Origin of the sequence: Spirillospora sp. NPDC048819, from assembly GCF_040650055.1 — a bacterium.
Classification (GTDB): Bacteria; Actinomycetota; Actinomycetes; order Streptosporangiales; family Streptosporangiaceae; genus Spirillospora.
In genome coordinates, this window is record NZ_JBEZGN010000016.1 from 1 (window position 1) to 18019 (window position 18019).

General features: G+C 73.1%; 20 protein-coding genes. 8 read left to right on the plus strand and 12 right to left on the minus strand.

Annotated features, from left to right (window positions below):
* Positions 1 to 159: 159 nt before the first annotated feature.
* From AB0C35_RS21600 to sigE, 5 genes are all read right to left on the minus strand, one after another.
* Positions 160 to 513, minus strand: a complete 354-nt coding sequence (locus AB0C35_RS21600) for a sec-independent translocase (RefSeq protein WP_358458469.1) — start codon at positions 511 to 513, stop codon at positions 160 to 162.
* Positions 514 to 627: 114 nt separating this feature from the next.
* The gene (locus AB0C35_RS21605; protein WP_358458471.1) at positions 628 to 2400 is read right to left on the minus strand and encodes a trypsin-like peptidase domain-containing protein; all 1773 of its coding nucleotides are present in this window, start codon (positions 2398 to 2400) and stop codon (positions 628 to 630) included.
* A gap of 185 nt (positions 2401 to 2585) precedes the next feature.
* Positions 2586 to 3704 carry a sigma-E factor regulatory protein RseB domain-containing protein gene (locus AB0C35_RS21610; RefSeq protein WP_358458473.1) on the minus strand — a complete coding sequence of 373 codons (1119 nt, stop codon included), beginning with the start codon at positions 3702 to 3704 and terminating at the stop codon, positions 2586 to 2588.
* Complete coding sequence (locus AB0C35_RS21615) at positions 3701 to 4324, minus strand: zf-HC2 domain-containing protein (protein ID WP_358458475.1); 624 nt, start codon at positions 4322 to 4324, stop codon at positions 3701 to 3703. The genes AB0C35_RS21610 and AB0C35_RS21615 overlap by 4 nt, the downstream gene beginning before the upstream one ends.
* 89 nt (positions 4325 to 4413) lie before the next feature.
* Positions 4414 to 5142, minus strand: a complete 729-nt coding sequence (gene sigE / locus AB0C35_RS21620) for an RNA polymerase sigma factor SigE (RefSeq protein WP_358458477.1) — start codon at positions 5140 to 5142, stop codon at positions 4414 to 4416.
* Positions 5143 to 5395: 253 nt separating this feature from the next.
* Between sigE and AB0C35_RS21625 the strand changes: the two genes are divergently transcribed.
* Both AB0C35_RS21625 and AB0C35_RS21630 read left to right on the plus strand, forming a co-directional pair.
* Positions 5396 to 5998: an O-methyltransferase gene (locus tag AB0C35_RS21625; RefSeq protein ID WP_358458479.1), complete on the plus strand. Its 603-nt coding sequence runs from the start codon at positions 5396 to 5398 to the stop codon at positions 5996 to 5998.
* A 3-nt stretch (positions 5999 to 6001) separates the two neighbouring features.
* On the plus strand, positions 6002 to 6802 hold the full coding sequence (locus tag AB0C35_RS21630) for a hypothetical protein (protein WP_358458481.1): 801 nt from the start codon (positions 6002 to 6004) through the stop codon (positions 6800 to 6802).
* A 30-nt stretch (positions 6803 to 6832) separates the two neighbouring features.
* Here AB0C35_RS21630 and AB0C35_RS21635 read toward each other — a convergent pair whose 3' ends face one another.
* Both AB0C35_RS21635 and AB0C35_RS21640 read right to left on the minus strand, forming a co-directional pair.
* A complete protein-coding gene (locus AB0C35_RS21635) occupies positions 6833 to 8317 on the minus strand; it encodes a leucyl aminopeptidase (protein WP_358458482.1) in 1485 nt (494 codons plus the stop codon).
* Between the two features lie 101 nt (positions 8318 to 8418).
* The gene (locus AB0C35_RS21640; RefSeq protein ID WP_075022250.1) at positions 8419 to 8586 is read right to left on the minus strand and encodes a DUF3117 domain-containing protein; all 168 of its coding nucleotides are present in this window, start codon (positions 8584 to 8586) and stop codon (positions 8419 to 8421) included.
* Positions 8587 to 8852: 266 nt separating this feature from the next.
* On the opposite strand from AB0C35_RS21640, the gene AB0C35_RS21645 reads away from it, so the two are divergent.
* The 3 genes from AB0C35_RS21645 to AB0C35_RS21655 all read left to right on the plus strand — a co-directional run bounded on the left by AB0C35_RS21645 (position 8853) and on the right by AB0C35_RS21655 (position 13086).
* A complete protein-coding gene (locus tag AB0C35_RS21645) occupies positions 8853 to 9638 on the plus strand; it encodes an enoyl-CoA hydratase-related protein (RefSeq protein WP_358458485.1) in 786 nt (261 codons plus the stop codon).
* An 89-nt stretch (positions 9639 to 9727) separates the two neighbouring features.
* Positions 9728 to 10492 (plus strand): ABC transporter ATP-binding protein, encoded by a 765-nt coding sequence (locus AB0C35_RS21650; protein WP_358458487.1) that lies wholly within the window; start codon positions 9728 to 9730, stop codon positions 10490 to 10492.
* A gap of 5 nt (positions 10493 to 10497) precedes the next feature.
* Positions 10498 to 13086, plus strand: coding sequence for an ABC transporter permease (locus tag AB0C35_RS21655; protein WP_358458489.1), 2589 nt, complete (start codon positions 10498 to 10500; stop codon positions 13084 to 13086).
* Positions 13087 to 13095: 9 nt separating this feature from the next.
* Here AB0C35_RS21655 and AB0C35_RS21660 read toward each other — a convergent pair whose 3' ends face one another.
* The 3 genes from AB0C35_RS21660 to AB0C35_RS21670 are packed head-to-tail and all read right to left on the minus strand — an operon-like array spanning position 13096 to position 14558.
* Positions 13096 to 13671, minus strand: a complete 576-nt coding sequence (locus AB0C35_RS21660) for a DNA-3-methyladenine glycosylase I (protein WP_358458491.1) — start codon at positions 13669 to 13671, stop codon at positions 13096 to 13098.
* Positions 13672 to 13686: 15 nt separating this feature from the next.
* Complete coding sequence (locus AB0C35_RS21665) at positions 13687 to 14115, minus strand: SRPBCC family protein (protein WP_358458493.1); 429 nt, start codon at positions 14113 to 14115, stop codon at positions 13687 to 13689.
* Positions 14112 to 14558, minus strand: a complete 447-nt coding sequence (locus AB0C35_RS21670) for a hypothetical protein (protein ID WP_358458495.1) — start codon at positions 14556 to 14558, stop codon at positions 14112 to 14114. Before AB0C35_RS21670 ends, AB0C35_RS21665 begins: the two co-directional genes overlap by 4 nt.
* Positions 14559 to 14625: 67 nt before the next feature.
* Here AB0C35_RS21670 and AB0C35_RS21675 point away from each other — a divergent pair, with 67 nt between their 5' ends.
* Positions 14626 to 14943 (plus strand): hypothetical protein, encoded by a 318-nt coding sequence (locus AB0C35_RS21675; protein ID WP_358458497.1) that lies wholly within the window; start codon positions 14626 to 14628, stop codon positions 14941 to 14943.
* Between the two features lie 6 nt (positions 14944 to 14949).
* Here the strand turns inward: AB0C35_RS21675 and AB0C35_RS21680 are convergent, their stop codons facing one another.
* On the minus strand, positions 14950 to 15501 hold the full coding sequence (locus AB0C35_RS21680) for a carboxymuconolactone decarboxylase family protein (RefSeq protein WP_358458499.1): 552 nt from the start codon (positions 15499 to 15501) through the stop codon (positions 14950 to 14952).
* Entirely contained in the window at positions 15498 to 16292 is a 795-nt protein-coding gene (locus AB0C35_RS21685) for an IclR family transcriptional regulator (RefSeq protein ID WP_358458501.1), read from the minus strand. The genes AB0C35_RS21680 and AB0C35_RS21685 overlap by 4 nt, the downstream gene beginning before the upstream one ends.
* A gap of 124 nt (positions 16293 to 16416) precedes the next feature.
* On the opposite strand from AB0C35_RS21685, the gene AB0C35_RS21690 reads away from it, so the two are divergent.
* Together AB0C35_RS21690 and AB0C35_RS21695 are read left to right on the plus strand one after the other, a co-directional pair.
* Positions 16417 to 17202, plus strand: a complete 786-nt coding sequence (locus AB0C35_RS21690) for an SDR family oxidoreductase (RefSeq protein ID WP_358458503.1) — start codon at positions 16417 to 16419, stop codon at positions 17200 to 17202.
* A gap of 19 nt (positions 17203 to 17221) precedes the next feature.
* A complete protein-coding gene (locus tag AB0C35_RS21695) occupies positions 17222 to 18016 on the plus strand; it encodes an SDR family oxidoreductase (protein WP_358458505.1) in 795 nt (264 codons plus the stop codon).
* The last annotated feature ends 3 nt before the right edge of the window (positions 18017 to 18019 follow it).

Sequence of the window (18019 nt, forward strand, 5' to 3'; positions counted from 1 at the left end):
GTGCGGCCGGAGGCGCCCCAGGCGCCGGAGGCCGCACGACCCGCCGAGCCGGGCGACCGCAGCGACACGAAGCAGACCGAGACGGTCACAACCGACCGGAACCGTGGCGTGAGGATCGACCGGCTCGCAACGGGGGTTCCAGGGGGTCGCCCCCCTGGACTATGTCGCCTCGTTGTCGAAGGGGGGGCGCTCGTCGTAGCCGAGTTGGCCGTTCCCGGACGCCGTCGCGTATGACGGCTCGTCGTCGAAGACGCCGCCCTTGTTCAGGGGGGTGTCGTCGTCCTCGAAGAGGTGCTTGCGGACGAACGTCTTCGGGTTGAGGTCGTTGATGTCGAAGTCTTTGAACTCGGGGCCGAGGCCCTCTTGCAGGTCCGCCCGGGCGGAGTTGGCCATCTGGCGGAACTGCCGCAGCATCCGGCCCGCCTGCCCGGCGACCTGGGGCAGCTTGTCTCCGAAAATGACCAGGGCGAGGACGACGAGCACCGCCATCTCACCGAGTCCGACGTCGAACAACCTGTCCTCCACATGCGGCAGGGACCGGTCCTGCGGCGGACCGGTCCCCCCAGCGTATCCCGAGCCCGGATGAACCGGACCAGAGCATTCTGCGCCGTCCCTCCAAGGGGGACGTCAGTCTGAGCCGAGCGTCACCTCGACGGTGCTCTCGCGGCCGTCGCGCTGGTAGGTGATCGTGATCCGGTCGCCGGGGGCGCGGCTGCGGATCTGCGCGATCAGGTCGGTCGCGTCCTCGATCGGCTTGTCGTCGACGCGGGTGATCACGTCGCCGGGCTTCAGGCCGGCCTTGTCCGCCGGGCCGCCCTTGGTCACCGGGTCCTGCCCGTTGACCGGCTGCGGCATGATCCGCGCGCCGCCCTCCTGGTAGCGGGGGTCGGGCAGCACGCCCAGCTTGGCCTGCCGGACGCTGCCGGTCCGGATGATCTCCTCGGCGACCCGGTTGGCCTGGTTGATCGGGATCGCGAAGCCGAGGCCGATGCTGCCGCCGGGCTCGCTGCCGAGGCCCTGGCCGCCGAGCGTCGCGATCGCGGTGTTGATGCCGATGACGCGGCCCTTGGCGTCCACCAGCGGACCGCCCGAGTTGCCCGGGTTGATCGCCGCGTCGGTCTGGATCGCGTTGAGGTAGGACGCGTCGCCGCCTTCGCCCCGTGTGGGCACCGCGCGGTTCATCGAGCTGACGATGCCGGTGGTGACCGAGCCCTGCAGGCCGAGCGGCGAGCCGATCGCGATCACCGGGTCGCCGACGGCGATCTTGCTGGAGTCGCCGAGGGTGAGGGCGGGCAGCGAGTGCTGGCCTTCGGGCTTCAGGACGGCGACGTCCGAGCTCGGGTCGGAGCCCTTGACGGTGGCGGGCAGCGTCTTCTTGTCGTTGAAGACGATCTGGATGGCGCCGCCGTCGCCGCCGGCGACGACGTGGTTGTTGGTGATGACGTAGCCGCCGTTGACGATGAAGCCGGTGCCGCCGACCTCGCCCTGCGCGGACTGCACGCGGATCATCACGACGCTCGGCAGGACGCGCTGCGCCACGCCCGCGACCGAGTCCGGCGGGCGGGCCTGCACCTCGGTGCCGCTGCTGTCGCTGCCGCCGAGGCTGACCGAGCCGTTGTCGCCGCCGTCGGTCGCGACGACGCCGACCCCGGCGCCGACCGCGCCGGCGACCAGCGCGACGATCACCGTGATGACGGCGAGGAGCCCGAGCCCCGGGCCGCCGCGTCCGGACGACGGCGGCGCTGGAACCGGCGCCCAGTTGGGGCCGCCCCCGGGCGGCATGCCGAACCCGGCCATCGGCCGGGGCCCACCGGGCGGCGGGCCCATCGGGGCGGGCGGCGGACCCATCGGCGGCGGACCGCCAACGGGCGGCGGGCCCTGGTTGGGGTGCTGAGCCCAGCCGCCGTAAGGCCGGCCGTGCGCGGCACGCGGGTCATGGTTGTGCGGGACGAACCCGGGACGATGACGGTCCTCGGGGACCTCCGCGAGGGGCTTGTCGAGCGGCACCGGCGGCGGGGGCTGCGGCATGTCGTTCGGGGACGCGTCCTGCAGCGGCACCTCCTGCGGCCCCATGTCGGCCTGCGGGGACCGGGACAGCACGTCCTCGCTGGTGTCCGGCGGCCCCGCGAACGATGAGTCCGGCGGCGCGAATCCCCCCGCCACGAGCCTGTCGCCGCCCGCCGAATCCGGCTCGGGCTCGGGGTCGTCGGCCTCGGACGGGGCCTCCCCTTCGGACCGTGAGCCGGGCTCGGGGTCGTCCACCGGCTGCTCCAGCGGAATCTCCTGATCGGTCACCGTCTCGGGAGGAGCCGCCGCCTCCTGCCGTCCGGGCTCCCGGCCGGAGACGACGTCGTCGTCCTCCGACGGTGCCCTGACCGGCCCGCGGTTGTCTTCCGTCATCCCCATCTCTCCTGCCGAGCATGGTTCTCGTCATCCGTGCTCATCGTGCCCCGAAAGGCATGTGGCGAGCATAAGACCTTCCGTCGACACGCTCATCCCGGACGATCATCATCGATGCCGAACATTCTCCATTCTCAGTGCTCGCATTCGGTGGCGGCTCCGGCGATAGGACCGGAGAAAAGCGATCAATCGAACGGGTTCGCGGTCGAGGCCAGGCGCCGCGCGCCGCGCGCCACGCGCGACCAGAAGGGGTCGGCGTCCCTCGGCAGGTGCGCCGCCACCGACACGGCCGTGCTCTGCGGGGCGTCGGTCAGCACCGTGAAGACGTAGCCCTCCCCTTCGGACACGGCCCAGCGCCGCAGGGACTCGCGGCGGAACACCGTCCGGCCGTGCTTGACGGTCTTCTGCCAGCCGTCCAGGGCGTGTTCGTCCAGCGTGCCGCGCTGCACGAACACCGAGACGGCGGCGAGGCCGTCGGAGTAGCTGAGGTGGACGGCGCCGCCGCCCGGCTCACGGCGGGCGTCGTGGAGGGTGAGCCGCCCCGGCAGGTCCCGCGGGACGGGCCAGCCGCGGTCGCGCAGCCCTTCGAGGTCGGCACGGTCCAGTTCGTCGCCCCAGCGGGCGGTGCCGCCGCTGCCGCCGGCGCCGTCGACGGGCTCGCCGGAGGCGGTGCCGGGGAAGCGGGCGAGCCCGCCGCGGGCGCCGCCGAGCGTCACCGGCTCCGCGGGCGGCGCGGTGAAGCTGATCTCGCTGAAGCCGGTGACGACCACCCGGTGGCCGGTGGCGTCGATCAGCTCGCGGTGCAGCATCAGGCCGGTCTCGGAGTCGATCCAGAAGCGTCCGGCGGCGCTCCCGTCGGCCCGGCGGGCCTCCACGACGCGGGCGTGCCTGCCGCACACCGACGAGTCCGCGGCGCGGACCACCGAATAGTTGCTGGTCAGCAGGGACAGCGTCGCGGAGGTGAAGCCGGTGGTGTCCCCGGCGGCGGACTCGGGCCGGTAGCCCTTCCCGGCCGTCCCCGACCGGTAGCGGATGCCGTCGCCGGGAATGTGGACGACCGTCACGCGGGACGTGGTGGAGCGGTTGCGACTCGCCGTCGTGAGGAACCGCCGGCCCTGGTACGGGACGCGGCCGGCGGCGTAGGCGGCGGCGCGCAGCAGGGCCACCGCGCCCGGGTCGCTGCGGACGCGCCGGACCTGCGCGGGGTCGCCGGCGAGCGCGGCGGCCAGGGCGAGGGCGCCCGCGAGCCCGCAGGCGAGGACGGAGCGGCGCCGTCCCCGGCCGATCAAGGTCCGCGCGGTCACGGCCCCGGGGAGACCGTGACCCGGTTGAGCGGGTCGGTGAGCGGGTCGGTCATCGGCGCGTCGCCGGCGGTCAGCGCGTGCTCGACGGCGAAGCGGTCGAAGGCGGGCGTGACGTCCGGCGCCTCCTGGCGCCCGCCCGCGGCGTAGGACGCGGTGCCAAGGCCGATGAACAGGGTTGCGGCGCCCACGACCAGGTAGCGGCGCCGCGGCTGGATCTGCAGGGCGCCGGCGTGCCCGGCGGGACGGTTGTCGCGCGGGCGCACGGCCGAGGGCGTCCTGGCGGCGCGGGTCGATGATCGCAGGGGCCGGCGGGGGTGCCGTCCCGGGGTTCCGGCGGGCGGGCCGGGCGGGGGCCCCGGCGGGACGCCGCCGGGCGGAGGACCGGCGGATGCGGGCAGGGAGCGCAGCCGGGTCAGGAAGTCGTCGGACGGGAGGTCGTCCGCGGCGTCCACGGCCGGGGTGTCCGACAGGCCGCGAAGCCGGCCCTTGATCAGGCGCAGCGAGGCGACCTCGTTCCTGCACTGGGCGCAGCCCGCGAGATGGGCGAGAGCGCGGTCGCGCTCCTCATGCCCCAGCTCACCGTCGACCAGAGCGGTCAGACGCTCCCCCAGACAACTCACGCCGCCTCCGTCGTTCCGTTCGATCCGGCGCGCGGTCCCGTCCCGCGCGCGGTAAGCACATCATTACATTTGCACGTGGACCAGGTTGATCACACGCCCTCCGGCTGCGGTTGGACACCGCCCGCCGCGTGCAGTCCCCTGGCCTCGTCCTCCACGGCGTCCATGGCGTGGAGGGCCTGGTACTCGTTCCTGGTCCCCGGCCGGCGGCGGGTGGGCGCGCGGTGCTCCAGCGCGGAGCGCAACTGCGCCCGCCCCCGGTGGATGCGGCTGCGCACGGTCCCCAGCTTGACGCCGAGCGTCGCGGAGATCTCCTCGTAGGACAGTCCCTCGATGTCGCACAGGACCACGGCCGCGCGGTACTCGGGCGCGAGCGCGTCGAGCGCGTCCTGCACGTCGGCGTCGAAGTTGCTGTCGTCGAACGCCTGCGCCGGGGTCGGCTCGCGGCCCTGGAGGCGTTCGGCGGCGTCGTCGGCGAGCCCCTCGAAGCGGATGCGCTGACGGCGCCGCGCCATGTCGAGGAACAGGTTCGTGGTGATCCGGTGAAGCCAGCCCTCGAACGTGCCCGGCGTGTAGTTCGACAGTGAACGGAACACGCGGACGAAGACCTCCTGCGTGAGGTCCTCCGCGTCGTGCTGGTTGCCGGTCAGCCTGTAGGCGAGCCGGTAGACGCGGGCGGAATGCTCGCGGACGACCTCGTCCCAGGACGGCGGCGCCCATTCGGCCTCGGGGGCGTTCTCGCGAGTGCGCGTGCCACTGCCCACTCCCTGCCTGGGGCCCACCCCTACAGCGCTTCTGAAACTCAGTGCTGCGACTCCCATGGTGCCGGGCTGTTCCTCTCTCGTGAGCCAAGGTCTCGCCTTGGAACGGCACGGTCTCGCCTGGGCTGGGGCGGTTCTGGACCGACTTCGGTTCTCGTGGGATTCACCCGCTCGTGAGCGGATTCCTTCCGTGGTTACAACGCGCTGAAACTCCAGTTGGTTCCCTGTCAGCGATATGGTCTTTCCAGCATGAGCCAGGCGGGGGTCCCGCGAGGAGGCAGCCATCGACGCCGTTCAGGCCACCCGGGCCTATGTGGAGGACTACCTCCCCGAAGACGAGCCGCTCCTGAACGCCAGGCGCCGCGGTGAGGAGATCGGCGCGTCTCCGATCGGGGCCGCCGGCGGGGCGGCGCTGCGCTTCCTCGCGACGCTGATCGGCGCGCGGACCGTCGTGGAGGTCGGCTCCGGCTGCGGCGTGTCCGGGATCTGGCTGATGCGCGGCATGCCCAAGGACGCGGTGCTGACGAGCGTGGACATCGACCCCGAGCACCAGCGCATGGCGAAGCAGGCGTACGTGGAGGCGGGCCTCGGCTCCTTCCGGACCCGGATGATCAGCGGGCCGGCGCTGGAGGTGCTGCCGCGGCTCACCGACGGCGCCTACGACCTGGTGTTCTGCGACGCGCAGAAACGCGAGTACCCCGAGTACCTGACGGACGCGCTGCGGCTGCTGCGGCCCGGCGGCGTGGTCGCGTTCGACAACGCGCTGTGGCACGACCGGGTCGCCGACCCCGACCGCCGCGACCCCGACACCGAGGCGATCCGCGAGGTGCTCAGGATGGTCCGCGACGACGAGCGGCTCGTCCCGCTGCTGGTCCCGGTGGGCGACGGCCTGCTGTGCGCGGTCAAGTGCGAGTGACCGATGCCTGAAGCGGAACACACCGAGAGCGGCCCCGGGGCCGGGGCCGTCGCTGAGAGCGACGGCAAGGTAGGCGCTGAGGGCGACACCGAGGTCGGTCCTGAGAGCGACACCGAGGTAGGCGCTAAGAGCGACACCGACGTCGATGCTGGCGGCGCCGAGGTCGGCGATGAAAGTGGCGCCGCTGCGGACGGCGAAGCCGGTGCTGCGGGGGTGGGTGAGGTGTTCGCGGTGCGCGTCCGGGTGACGCGGCGCGGGATCTGGCAGTTGGTCGCGACCCTGATCCTCTTCCTGGCGTCGGCGGGGTTCGTCGCGGGCGGCGTGATGGGCGGCGCCAGCGTGGGCGGCGTCATGTTCACGGTCCTCGGCTTCGCCGGGCTCGCGCTGTTCGGGACGGGCCTGTTCATGTCGGCCGGGGGGATGCTGGCACGCCGTCCCGTCCTGGAACTCGACGGGGACGGGGTGCGGCGGCCGGCGCGCTGGCCGCTGCCGCGCCGGGCCGGCCGGACGCTGCCCTGGGCGGACGTGGCGGCGATCACGGCGCTGCGGCGCGGCGTCGGCGGCACCCGCAGGGGCGAGCAGGACTACGTCGTCTTCCTGCCGACGGCGGAGCTGGCCGAACTGGCCCGCACGTCGGAGCGGCCGAAGCTCGTGACGCTGACGATGCGGGACGTGCCGTCCACGGCGGAGGCCGTCCGGTGGTGCTTCGCGGTGGAGCCGGGCTGGGACGCGACGCTCCCGCAGGTCGTCAAGGAGGCCAGGCGCCGCCGCCGCGTCCCGGTGATCGACCGCCGGACCAGATGACCGCGCGGGCCGGCGCCCCGGCCGGCCGCGTCAGGCGGCCAGCCAGCCGAGCAGCAGGCGGGTACCGAAGCCGGTCGCGCCGCGGGTGATCTCGGCGTCGTCGGACGTGGCCCTGCCCGGCCCGGCGATGTCGAGGTGCGCCCAGGTGCGGTCGCCGGCGAACTCGCGCAGGAACAGCGCGGCCGTGATGGAGCCGCCGCCGTAGCCGCCGCGGCCGATGTTGTTGATGTCGGCGACGTCGGAGTCGATCGCCGCGCGGTATTCGTCGACCAGCGGCAGCCGCCACACCGGGTCGCCCGCGGCCGTCCCGGCGCTGGTGAGGGCCGCGGCGAGGTCGTCGTCGTTGGAGAACAGCGCGCCGTAGCGCAGGCCCAGCGCGACCTTGGCCGCGCCGGTCAGCGTCGCCACGTCCACGACCGCGTCGGGGTCGAGCTCGGCGTCGGCGTAGGCGAGGGCGTCGGCCAGGACGAGACGTCCCTCGGCGTCGGTGTTCAGCACCTCCGACGTCTTCCCGCCGTAGTGGGCGATCACGTCGCCGGGGCGCATGGACGACCCGGACGGCATGTTCTCCGCGGCGGCGACCAGCCCCGTGACGCGGGCGCGGACGCCGAGGCCGCGCAGCGCGCTCATCACCGCGATGACCGTCGCGCCGCCGGCCATGTCGGTCTTCATCGTCTTCATGCCCTCGTTGGGCTTCAGCGACAGGCCGCCGCTGTCGAACGTGATGCCCTTGCCGACGAGGACGACGTGCCGCTCGGGAGTGCCTTCCGGAAGGTATTCGAGTTCGATCAGCCGCGGCGGGCGCGACGATCCGCCGCCGACGGCGAGCAGGCCCCCGAAACCCTCGTCCACCAGCTCCTTCTCACCGCGTACGCGGACGGTGAGGCCGGCGTCCGCGGCGACCTGCCCGGCCTGCGCCGCGAGCCACGACGGGTCCTTCTCGCTCGCCGGGGTGTTGGCGAGGTCGCGGGCCAGCGCGGTGGCCCGGGCGCGGGCGGTGCCCAGCTCGATCGCGGGGGCGTCCGCCTCGGGCCCGGCCTCGGTCAGCACGGCCAGCGTGCCGAGCGCCTTCTTCGCCGGCGACGCGCCGATCTTGAATTGGTAGGAGGCGAGCAGCGCCCCCTCGGCGAACGCGGCGAGGTCGCCGGCGGGCACGCCCGCGACCAGCGCCGTCCGGCCCTTGCCCCGGCGGGCCAGTGCGGCGCCGGCCTTGCGCAGGTCGGCCGGGGCCGCGTCGCCCACCCCGTACAGCAGCAGTTCCCGCACCCGGTCGCCGACGCGGACCTGGGCGGACGTGATCTCACCCGCCTCGCCCTTGGCCTTGTGCAGGTCCAGCAGTTCCTCCAGCGTGAACGGCAGCGACGCGGCCACCTCGGCTGTACGCATTCCACCGCCCGAACCTGCCTCTACGACCGGCCCCCTCATGACGGGTACCGCCACCACCTCGGCCCCGAGGTCGACCGCGGTCTGCGACACGGTGCCTCCGGCGCCGTGAATGCGGGTCTCGATGGGCATGGTGGCGATTCCCCCCTGGGAGTCGTGCTGCTGTACGGAATGGCAAGGGCCCCGGCGATGCCGCCGGGACCGTCACCAGCAAGCCGGGATCGGTGGAGCCGTCAGCCCACGACTTCCTTCAGGGCCTCGCCGAGTTCCTTGGCTTCGTCGGCGGAGAGCTCGACCACGAGACGGCCGCCGCCTTCGAGAGGGACCCGCATGACGATTCCGCGCCCCTCCTTGGTCACTTCGAGCGGACCGTCTCCCGTCCGCGGCTTCATCGCCGCCATGCGTGAATCCCCTTCCTGCGTAGGGCCGCGGCCTCGCACACCCTTGGCCGCGTGGCCGCGTGTCGCATCCGCGTCATCAGTAGTGGTCCATTATCTCGTCTTCCGGGCGCGAAGTGGTAACGATCAGCCTCCAGATCGGAAGACCGAAACGACGGGACCGCGCCGCGGGGCCCTTCGGCGCCGGGGCGGGACGCTTCCCGCCCCCCGCTTTCCGGTTCGTCGAAAGTGGCCTGAGAAGATCTGCTGAGGACCCCGGGAGGACGACGATGTCTGAGACCGTGCTGTACGACGTGACCGATGGTGTGGGAACAATCACACTCAACCGGCCGGACGGGATGAACTCCCTGACCACCGGGATGAAGGAGCTGCTGCGCGCGACCGTGGTGCGCGCCGCCGCCGACCCGGCCGCCCGCGCGGTGATCCTCACCGGTGCGGGACGGGCGTTCTGCGCCGGCCAGGACCTGCGTGAACACGGCGACAACCTCGCCGCGGGCAAGGGGCTGGACGACACCGTCCGCAAGCACTACAACCCGATCGTGCTGGCGATCGCGGGGATGCGCAAACCGGTGGTGGCGGCGGTGAACGGCGTGGCCGCGGGCGCGGGCGCGTCGCTGGCGTTCGCGTGCGACCTGATCGTCGCGTCCGACAAGGCCCGTTTCGCGACCGCGTTCACCGGGATCGGCCTCGCCCCGGACAGCGGCATGTCGTGGACGCTGCAACGTCTCGTCGGCCGCGCCAAGGCCACCGAGCTGCTGCTGCTGGGCGAGCCGGTCAAGGCGCAGGAGGCGCTGGAGCTGGGGCTGGTGAACCGGGTCGTCCCGGCGGACGAGCTGGCCCCGGCGTCGGTGGAGCTGGCCCGCCGCCTCGCCGCCGGCCCGACGATCTCCTACGGCGCCGTCAAGGCGGCGCTCGACCACGCGGCGACGCACGACCTGGCGTCGGCGCTGGAGCGGGAGGCGGAGCTCCAGGACGAGTGCGAGAAGACCAGCGACCACCACAACGCGACCGATGCGTTCCTGAAGAAGCAGCAGCCGGAGTTCGAAGGCCGGTAGCCCGCACCCGGCCGGTGGGGCTGTCCCCACCGGCCGTTGGGGAGCGTGCGTCAGTGTGGCCGGGGGTTCCGCGCCGGTTTGCTTGACGCATGACGCAAAAGACCGCCGAACCCCCAACCCTCCAGCTCCACGACCAAGTCGCCGTCGCCCGCGACGTGGTCAAGTCGTACGGGAGGGGCGACGGCGCGGTGACCGCGCTGCGCGGCGTCTCGGCGACGTTCGCCCGGGGCCAGTTCACCGCGATCATGGGGCCGTCCGGCTCCGGGAAGTCGACGTTCCTGCACTGCATGGCCGGGCTCGACACGGTGACGTCCGGTTCGGTGCTGATCGGCGACGTGGAGATCACCAGGCTGTCGCGGACCCGGCTGACGAAGCTGCGCCGCGACCGGCTCGGTTTCGTGTTCCAGTCGTTCAACCTGCTGCCGATGCTGACGGCGGAGGAGAACATCAGGCTCACCGGCCGGCTCGGGAACCGGCGCGCCGACCGGCGGTGGTTCGACACGATCGTGGACGCGCTGGGCCTGCGGGAACGGCTGGCGCATCGTCCGAGCGAGCTGTCGGGCGGGCAGCAGCAGCGGGTCGCGGTGGCGCGGGCGCTGCTGACGCGGCCCGAGGTGCTGTTCGCGGACGAGCCGACCGGCAACCTCGACTCGGCGTCGGGCGCGGAGGTGCTGGCGTTCCTGCGCCGCGCGGTGGACGCCTACCGGCAGACGGTGATCATGGTGACGCACGATCCGGTGGCCGCCGCGCACGCCGACCGGGTGCTGTTCCTGGCCGACGGGGCGATCGTCCACGAGCTGGCGTCGCCGACGATCGACGGCGTGCACGCCGCCATGCGCCGGATGGAGGGCTGAGCGGCATGTGGCTCATCGCACGGCGCTCGTTCGCCGAAGGCTGGGTACGGCTGGTCGCCACGCTGCTGGCGGCGGTGTTCTCCATCGGGCTCATCGCGGGATCGCTGCAGTTCACGATGCGGGCGCAGGAAGCGGTGTCGGGCAGCGACGCCAGCGAGTACGCCCGCACCGACGTGCTCGTCACGGGCGGGACGACCGACCCGGACGACGTGTACGCCGCCCCGGACGGGCATGTGGCGCTGAAGGACGTCGCCGGGCGGCCGGGCGTGGCGGCGGCGGCCGGGGACGCGCTGGTCCCGGTGACCGCGAGCGGACGGGACGGCGAGACGATCGTCCCGCCCGCCGGCGCCGGGACGACGCTGCGCCCGTGGACGCCGGAGCCCGGGCTCAACCCGTACCACCTGGAGTCGGGACGCGCGCCCGCCGCGGACGGCGAGGTCGCCGTCACCCGGCACGTGGCGCGGGCGGGGGAACTGGGCACCGGCGACCCGCTGCGGGTGATGCTGCCGAGGCAGAGCCGCGAAATGAAGATCGTCGGGATCGTCACGGTGGAGGGCCGCAGCGCCGTGGCGCGCGGCGACCTGGTGCTGGCGCCGCCGGAGACGGTCCGCAAGGCCGCGGGCCTGCCCGAAGGGACGTGGCAGGGGGTCTGGGTGAAGGCGGCGCCCGGTGTGGACGCGGCGCGGCTCAGCAACGACCTGGCCCGCGATCTGCGCGGCAAGGACGTCACCGTGCGGGCGGCGGACGGCGTCCGCGACGCCCAGTCGGCCACGCTCCAGGCGGAGGGCGTCTCGATCGGCGGCGCCATCGGCATGCTCGCGTCGGTGTCGGTGTTCGTCGGCCTGTTCGTCGTGGCCAACACGTTCGGCACGCTCGTCCGGCAGCGGACCCGGCGGCTGGCGCTGCTCAGCGCGATCGGCGCGACGCCCCGCCAGATCAAACGGCTGATCAAGTTCGAGGCGCTGGCGCTCGGGGTCGTCGCGTCGATCGGCGGCGTGCTGGTCGGCTACCCGGTGTCGGCGCTGCTGACCCGGCTGTTCGCGCGGGACGGCTTCGACATCACCGCCGCCGACGCGCAGTTCGGCTGGATCGCGCTGGCCGTGCCGGCCGGCGCCGGGATCCTCGTCACCCAGATCGCGGCGTGGCGGGCGGCGCGCAAGGCCGCGCGGATCTCGCCGATGCAGGCGCTGCGGGCCGCGAGCTCGGACACGGCGGGACGGCGCTGGCCGCGCCTGCTCGGGGCGCTGGCGGTCTTCGCCTGCGCGTGGATCTTCTTCGGCAGCGTCTTCGCCCTCCGGTACGAGGAGCCGCCCGGCCCCGAGCGCACCATCGGCACCGCCATGTTGATCCTGATGGGCTCCATGACGACCGTCGCCGCGCTCGCCGTCCTCGCCCCGTTCTTCGTCGGCCCGCTCGGCGGCCTGGTCGGACGCGTCGGGACGGCAGTGAGCGGCGAGGCCGGCCGGCTGGCCCGCGCCACGATCACCCGCAGCCCCCGCCGGGTGTCGTCGGCCGCGTCGTCCCTGATGCTCGGCGTTGCGCTGGTGAGCACGACCGCGCTGATGGTCCTGTCGGTGGGGGCCCGGTTCGACGCGGCCGGCAAGGAGGTGATGCGGGCCGAGCACGCGATCGCCGCGACGGGCATGACCTCGGCCGGTCCGGCGCCGCTGCCCCGCGACCTCGCGGACGCGGCCGCCGCCGCGCCCGGGGTGTCGCACGCCGTGGCGCTCACGGTCACCGACGCCAAGCTCGTCTCCCCCGCCCCGAAAAGTCCCTACGGCGACGACGACCCCGCGCCCCTGTACCTGATGGTGTCCGGCGTCGACCAGGAGGCGCTGCCGTCCGTCCTCGATCTCGGCGGCGGTCTGCGGCCGCTCCGCACCGGCGAGATCGGGCTCACGTCCACGGTCATGAAGGCGCAGAAGCTCCGGAAGGGGCAGCGGATCATCGTCCGGGGCGGCGCGGGGAAGGTCGCGCTGACCGTGGCGGGCGCGTACCACGACCCGTCCCACCTGTTCGCCGACCAGGCGCTCGTGTCGTCCGCCACCATGGACCGGCTCGACCCGGACGCGGCGACGCAGGCGATCCTCGTCCGCGGCGGCACCGAGGACGGCCTCACCCGCGCGGTCGCGGGCGTCCCGGGCGTCGAGGTGCTCGACAGGTCCGGGTACATCGACACGGCGTCGAGCGCGATGACCAAGGGGATGACCGTCATCTACGGGTTCATCGGGATGTCGCTCGTCCTCGCGCTGTTCGGGATGGCGACGACCGTGTCGATGAGCGTCGGCGAGCGGACCCGCGAGTTCGGGCTGCTCGGCGCGGTCGGCGCGACGGCGGCGCAGATCCGGTCGATCGTCCGGTGGGAGGCCGCCACGGTCGTGCTGCTCGGCGGCCTCCTCGGCATCGGCACCGCGCTCGGCACCGTGTTCCTCATGCACGTGGCCACGGGAAGCACGTTCCTCAGCCTGGACCCGCCGTGGTGGCTGTTCGTCGCGGTCATCGCCGGCGCCGCCGCCGTCACCCTGGCGACGTCCGCCCTCCCGGCCCGCCGTGCCGCGGACGTTCCCGTCCTCGAAGCCGCCAGGGCCGGGTGAGCCGGGACGTCAGCGGTAGGCGCCGCGGCGGTGACACCCCGTCAGGTGGTCGTCGACGAGGCCGCAGGCCTGCATGAGGGCGTAGGCGGTGGTGGGGCCGACGAAGCGGAAGCCGTGCTTCTTCAGCTCCTTGGCCAGGGCCTTCGAGCCGTCGGTGTACGCGGGCACGTCCGCCGTGTCCGCGTACGCCGGGGCGTCGGGGTCGGCGTGGCGCCAGGCGGTCGCGGCGAGGCCGCCGGGCAGGTCGAGGGCCGCGCGCGCGTTCGCCACGGCCGCCTCGATCTTCGCCCGGTTGCGGACGATCGAGGCGTCGCCCATCAGCCGCTCGACGTCGCCCTGCCCGAACGCGGCGACCTTCTCCAGGTCGAATCCGCAGAACGCGGCGCGGAAGCCCTCGCGTTTGCGCAGGATCGTCAGCCACGACAGCCCGGACTGGAACGCCTCCAGGCAGAGCCGCTCGTAAAGGCCCTGGTCGTCGCGGACCGGACGGCCCCACTCCTCGTCGTGGTAGGCGACGTAGTCGGGCGCCGACAGCCCCCACGGGCAGCGGGCCAGCCCGTCCTCGCCCCGAATCGCGGTGCTCACCCGCCCAGTCCTACCTCACGCCTGCGACAGAACGGCGAGACGCCGGAGCCCGAGGCCCATGAACGCCTTCACGACCGGGCCCGCGACGAGCCATCCGGCGCGTCCGAGCGGGCCCAGCGGCAGGTCGACGCGCTCGGCCCACACGATGCGGCTGCCATGCCCCTCGGGGACGACCTCGAACCACGCTTCGCCGCGCACCACGCGCCCGGTGTGCCGGACCGCGACGCGGCGGCCGTCCCGCCATTCGGTGATGACCATGGTGTCGAGGAACCCGACCGGCCCGATGCCCGTCCGCGCCCGGAGTTCGTCGCCGGCCTTGTCGCCGCCTTCCGCGCTGGTGAACGGCATCCACTCGGCGTGCCTCGGCCAGTCGGTCAGGACCTCGAAGACGCGTTCGGCGGGGGCGTCCGAGACGGCCTCCGCGTGGACGGCGACCCGGCTCACGGACGGTCCTCCTTCGCGAAGCCGCCGTCGACCGGCTCATCGACCGCGGTGTCCTTGCGCAGCAGCGGCGGCGTGCCGTTCACGGGCGGCTCCTCCAGGCCGTGCAGAGCGCCGACCGGGCCCGCGGCGGTGTCGTCCGTGCGGCGGTGGAGGCCGTGAAGCTGCTCTTCGAGCGCCGCGACGCGGGCGTCTCGCTCGGCCAGCGCGTCGGCGAGGCGGTGCAGGGCCTCGTCCGTCACGTGCGGCTGGTAGCCCCAGAAGGTCCGGGGCAGCCGCAGGTAGGCGACGTCCGGTGCGGTGACGGGACGGCCGCCGGCGCCGAACGGGAGCGGCGGATAGTCGGGATGGGTCTCGGCCAGCTCGCCGCCCCTGCCCATGGCGAGGACGACGACGGCGCCCAGCACGGCCATGCCGGCCAGGACGAAGACCACGACCACGATCAAGCTCCGTTCTGCTCACACCCATCTGGAGAGACGTTCCCCAGTCCACGATCGTGCCACGCTTGGCGGCATGGGTATGCAAGAGCGGAAGGTCCTTTCACCGGACGCGCCGGTTCCGCGCGGGGCCGTGGACGCGGGCACGGCGCCGCCGGTGAGCCGTGTCGAGCGGCTCACGGCCGGTGACGCCGTGGTGCTCGTCACGCTGGAGACGGACGCGCGGGAGCCCGATCCCGGGCTGCTCGCCGCCGCGTCCGTCTACGCGTGGCTGGGCGTGGCGGTTTTCCGCGTGCCCGATTCGCAGGCGGACGCGCTGCACCAGGTGCTGGACATGGTGGCGTCCATCCAGGGCACCCGTCCCCCGGCGCTCGCCCGCCGCGGCCTCGCCTAGCCCGGCTCAGACGCGGAACGCGCGCATCTGGAGCGCGAGCGTGGAGTAGTAGCCGACGAGGGTGGTCAGCTCGAAGACGGTCTCGCGGTCCAGCGGGGGGACGCACGCCGCCCAGGTCTCGTCGTCGACGTCACCGGTGACGAGAGCCCGGGTGAGGCGCAGGACGGCGTCCTCGTGGGGGTCGCCGAACTCCAGGGGCGCCTGTTCGGCGATGGCTGTGAGCTCGTTCTCGGTGAGGCCGGCCGCCCTGCCGACGGCCTCGTGGGCCGTCCGTTCGAACGCGCTGTCCCAGGCCGCGGCGACGACCAGGATCGCCGTCTCGCGGGCCCTGCCGCTGAGGGAGCCCTGGTAGCGGATCGCCGTGCCGAGCCTTTGGAGCGCGTCGCCGAGGGGCGGGTGCAGCAGGAACTCGTTGAAGGGGCCGAGGAGGACGCCCGAGTCCGAGACCAGGTCGAACAGGCGGGGTCCGGTGGCCCGCGGCCCTTCGGTGATCGACCGGTAGACGGCGAGCCGGTCGCCGTCGAGTTCTTCGGGGGTGAACGCGTGCCGCCGTGTCATCGGGTGCTCAGCCTCGAACTGATGTCGGCGGCGGTTTCGCGCAGCTGTTCGAGGATGACGCCGTGCAGGTCGCCGACCGGGTGCCGCGCGGCCGAAACGGCGACGTTGACCGCCGCGGCGGGAGCGTCGCCGGTCCCGAACACCGGGACCGACACGGAACGCAGGCCCTGCGCGAGTTCCTGATCCTGGACGGCGTAGCCGTTCTGGCGGATCTCGTCCAGTTGGGCGCGCAAAGCGTCGATGTCGGAGACGGCGTTGGGTCCGGCACCGGGAGTGAACGACGCCGCGGTGATGCGGCGTTCCAGTTCCCCGGCGGGCAGGTGGGCGAGCAGGAGCTTGCCCATGGACGTGTAAGGCGCGGGCAGGGTGGACCCGACGTGCACGTTGGCGGTGACCAGGTCGGCGTTCCGCAGCCGGGCGAGGTAGAGGACGCGGTCCTCGACGAGGACGCCGAGGTTGACCGTCTCGCCGGTCGCCTCGGCCAGCAGCCGCAGGGGGCGGTCGCTGAGCTGCACGAGGCTCGATCCCCGCATGGCGGCGGAGCCGAGGGTCAGCACCTTGACGCCGGGCTGGACGGATCCGTCGTGCCGCCGTTCCAGGTATCCGAGGTCCTCCAGCGTGGACACGATGCGGAACGCGGTCGGCATCGGGATGCCGGTGAGCGCCGCGATGTCGCTGGTGCGCAGCGACAGCGTCGTGCCGTCGAAGAGGCTCAGGACCTGCAGTCCTTTGGCGAGGGCCGCGATGTGGTAGCGCGAACGGTCACCGGCGGCGGTGTCTTCGGCGCTCATGGGTCGCACCTTCCGGGGGCGGGGGTTCGGTTGCTTGACGCCATCGTCGAGGTCACACCATACTCTTCCCTAGTGAAAGTCACTTTCACACAATGAAATTAGAACAGAAGGCGAGGGACCGCAAGTGGCTGACGGGACGCAGGCATCGCCGGACACGGCGACGGGCTGGCTGGGCCTGCGGGACGCGCGGGTGCTCGTCCTGGGCGTGGGCGGCATCGGCGCGGAGTGCGTCCGCGGATACCTGGACGCGGGAGCGGTCGTCACGGCGGTGGACCGCGACGCCGGCCGCCTGGCCGCCCTGCCCAAAGGACCTGATGGAACCCTGCCGCACACGATCGCGGCCGACCTCACCGAGTCCGGCGCCGCAGCCGCCGTCGTCAAGCGCGCCGTGGAGGAGATGGGCGGCCTCGACGTCCTGCTGCACTGCGTCGGGGTCAACGACCGCCGGCCGGTGCTGGAGTTCACCGAGGCGGACTGGGACCGGATGCTCCGCACCAACCTGACCACCGCGTTCGGGACGGCGCAGGAGGCCGGCCGTCACATGGTGGGGGCCGGCGGCGGACGCATCATCTTCCTGTCCTCGGTCTCCGGGCACCTGGCGCACCGGAAGCACGCCCCCTACGCCGCGTCCAAAGGCGGCCTGAACCAGATGATGCGCGTCATGGCCGCCGAGTGGGCCTGCCACAAGGTCACCGTGAACGCCGTCGCACCGGGCTACGTCGAGACGCCGCTGACCGCCGGATACCTCGCCCAGCCCGGCGTCCGCGAGGACCTGGTGCGGCTGGTGCCCGCCGGGCGGCTGGGCACGGCCGGCGAGGTCGTCGGCCCGATCCTCTTCCTCTCCTCACCGCACGCCGCGTTCATGACGGGCCACGTCATGTACGTCGACGGCGGACGCACGCTCGTCTAAACCAGTTTGGAGCGGCCATATGAGCCAGAACACGGGTCAGAAGATCTTTCCGCGGTTCGCGGGGAAGACGGTGCTGGTGACGGGGGCGGGCACCGGATTCGGCGCCGAGATCGCCTTCCGGGCGGCGCAGGAGGGCGCCCGGGTCGGGGTGCACTACAACAGTTCCAAGCGGGGAGCCGAGCGGACGGCCGAGCGCATCCGCGCGATCGGCGGCGAGGCGTTCACCGTGCAGGCCGACATCTCGTCCTGGGGATCGATCCGCCTGCTCGCCGACAAGGCGTTCGAGCGGACGGGGACGCTCGACGTCCTGGTCAACAACGTCGGGGACGTCGCCACAGAACAGATGTCCTGGCGTGACCTCACGCAGGAGTCCCTGGACCGCGTCATCGACGTCGACGTCAAGGGCACGTTGCTGATGACGCACGAATTCGGGTCGCGGATGCTGGAGCAGGGCCACGGCGCCATCGTCAACATCGGGTCGACCGTCGTGGTGCGGGGCAGCGCGCGGGCACCCCAGTACGCCGCCGCGAAGTACGGGCTGCTCGGCATCACCAAGTCCTACGCCGCCGCCTTCGCGCCGGCCGTCCGCGTCAACACGTTCGCGCCCGGCTTCATGGAGACCGGGGCAACGCTGGAGCGCGAGGACTGGAAGTCGGGACGCCGGGAGAAGCTCATCGCGCAGACGCCGATGGGCACCATCCCGCCGCCCGAGGTGGTGGCGGGCACGGCGCTGTTCCTGGCCACCGAGGACGCCTCGCACATCACGGGCGCCTACATGCTCGCCGACGGCGGATTCAACATGGTCGGGGCCTGACGG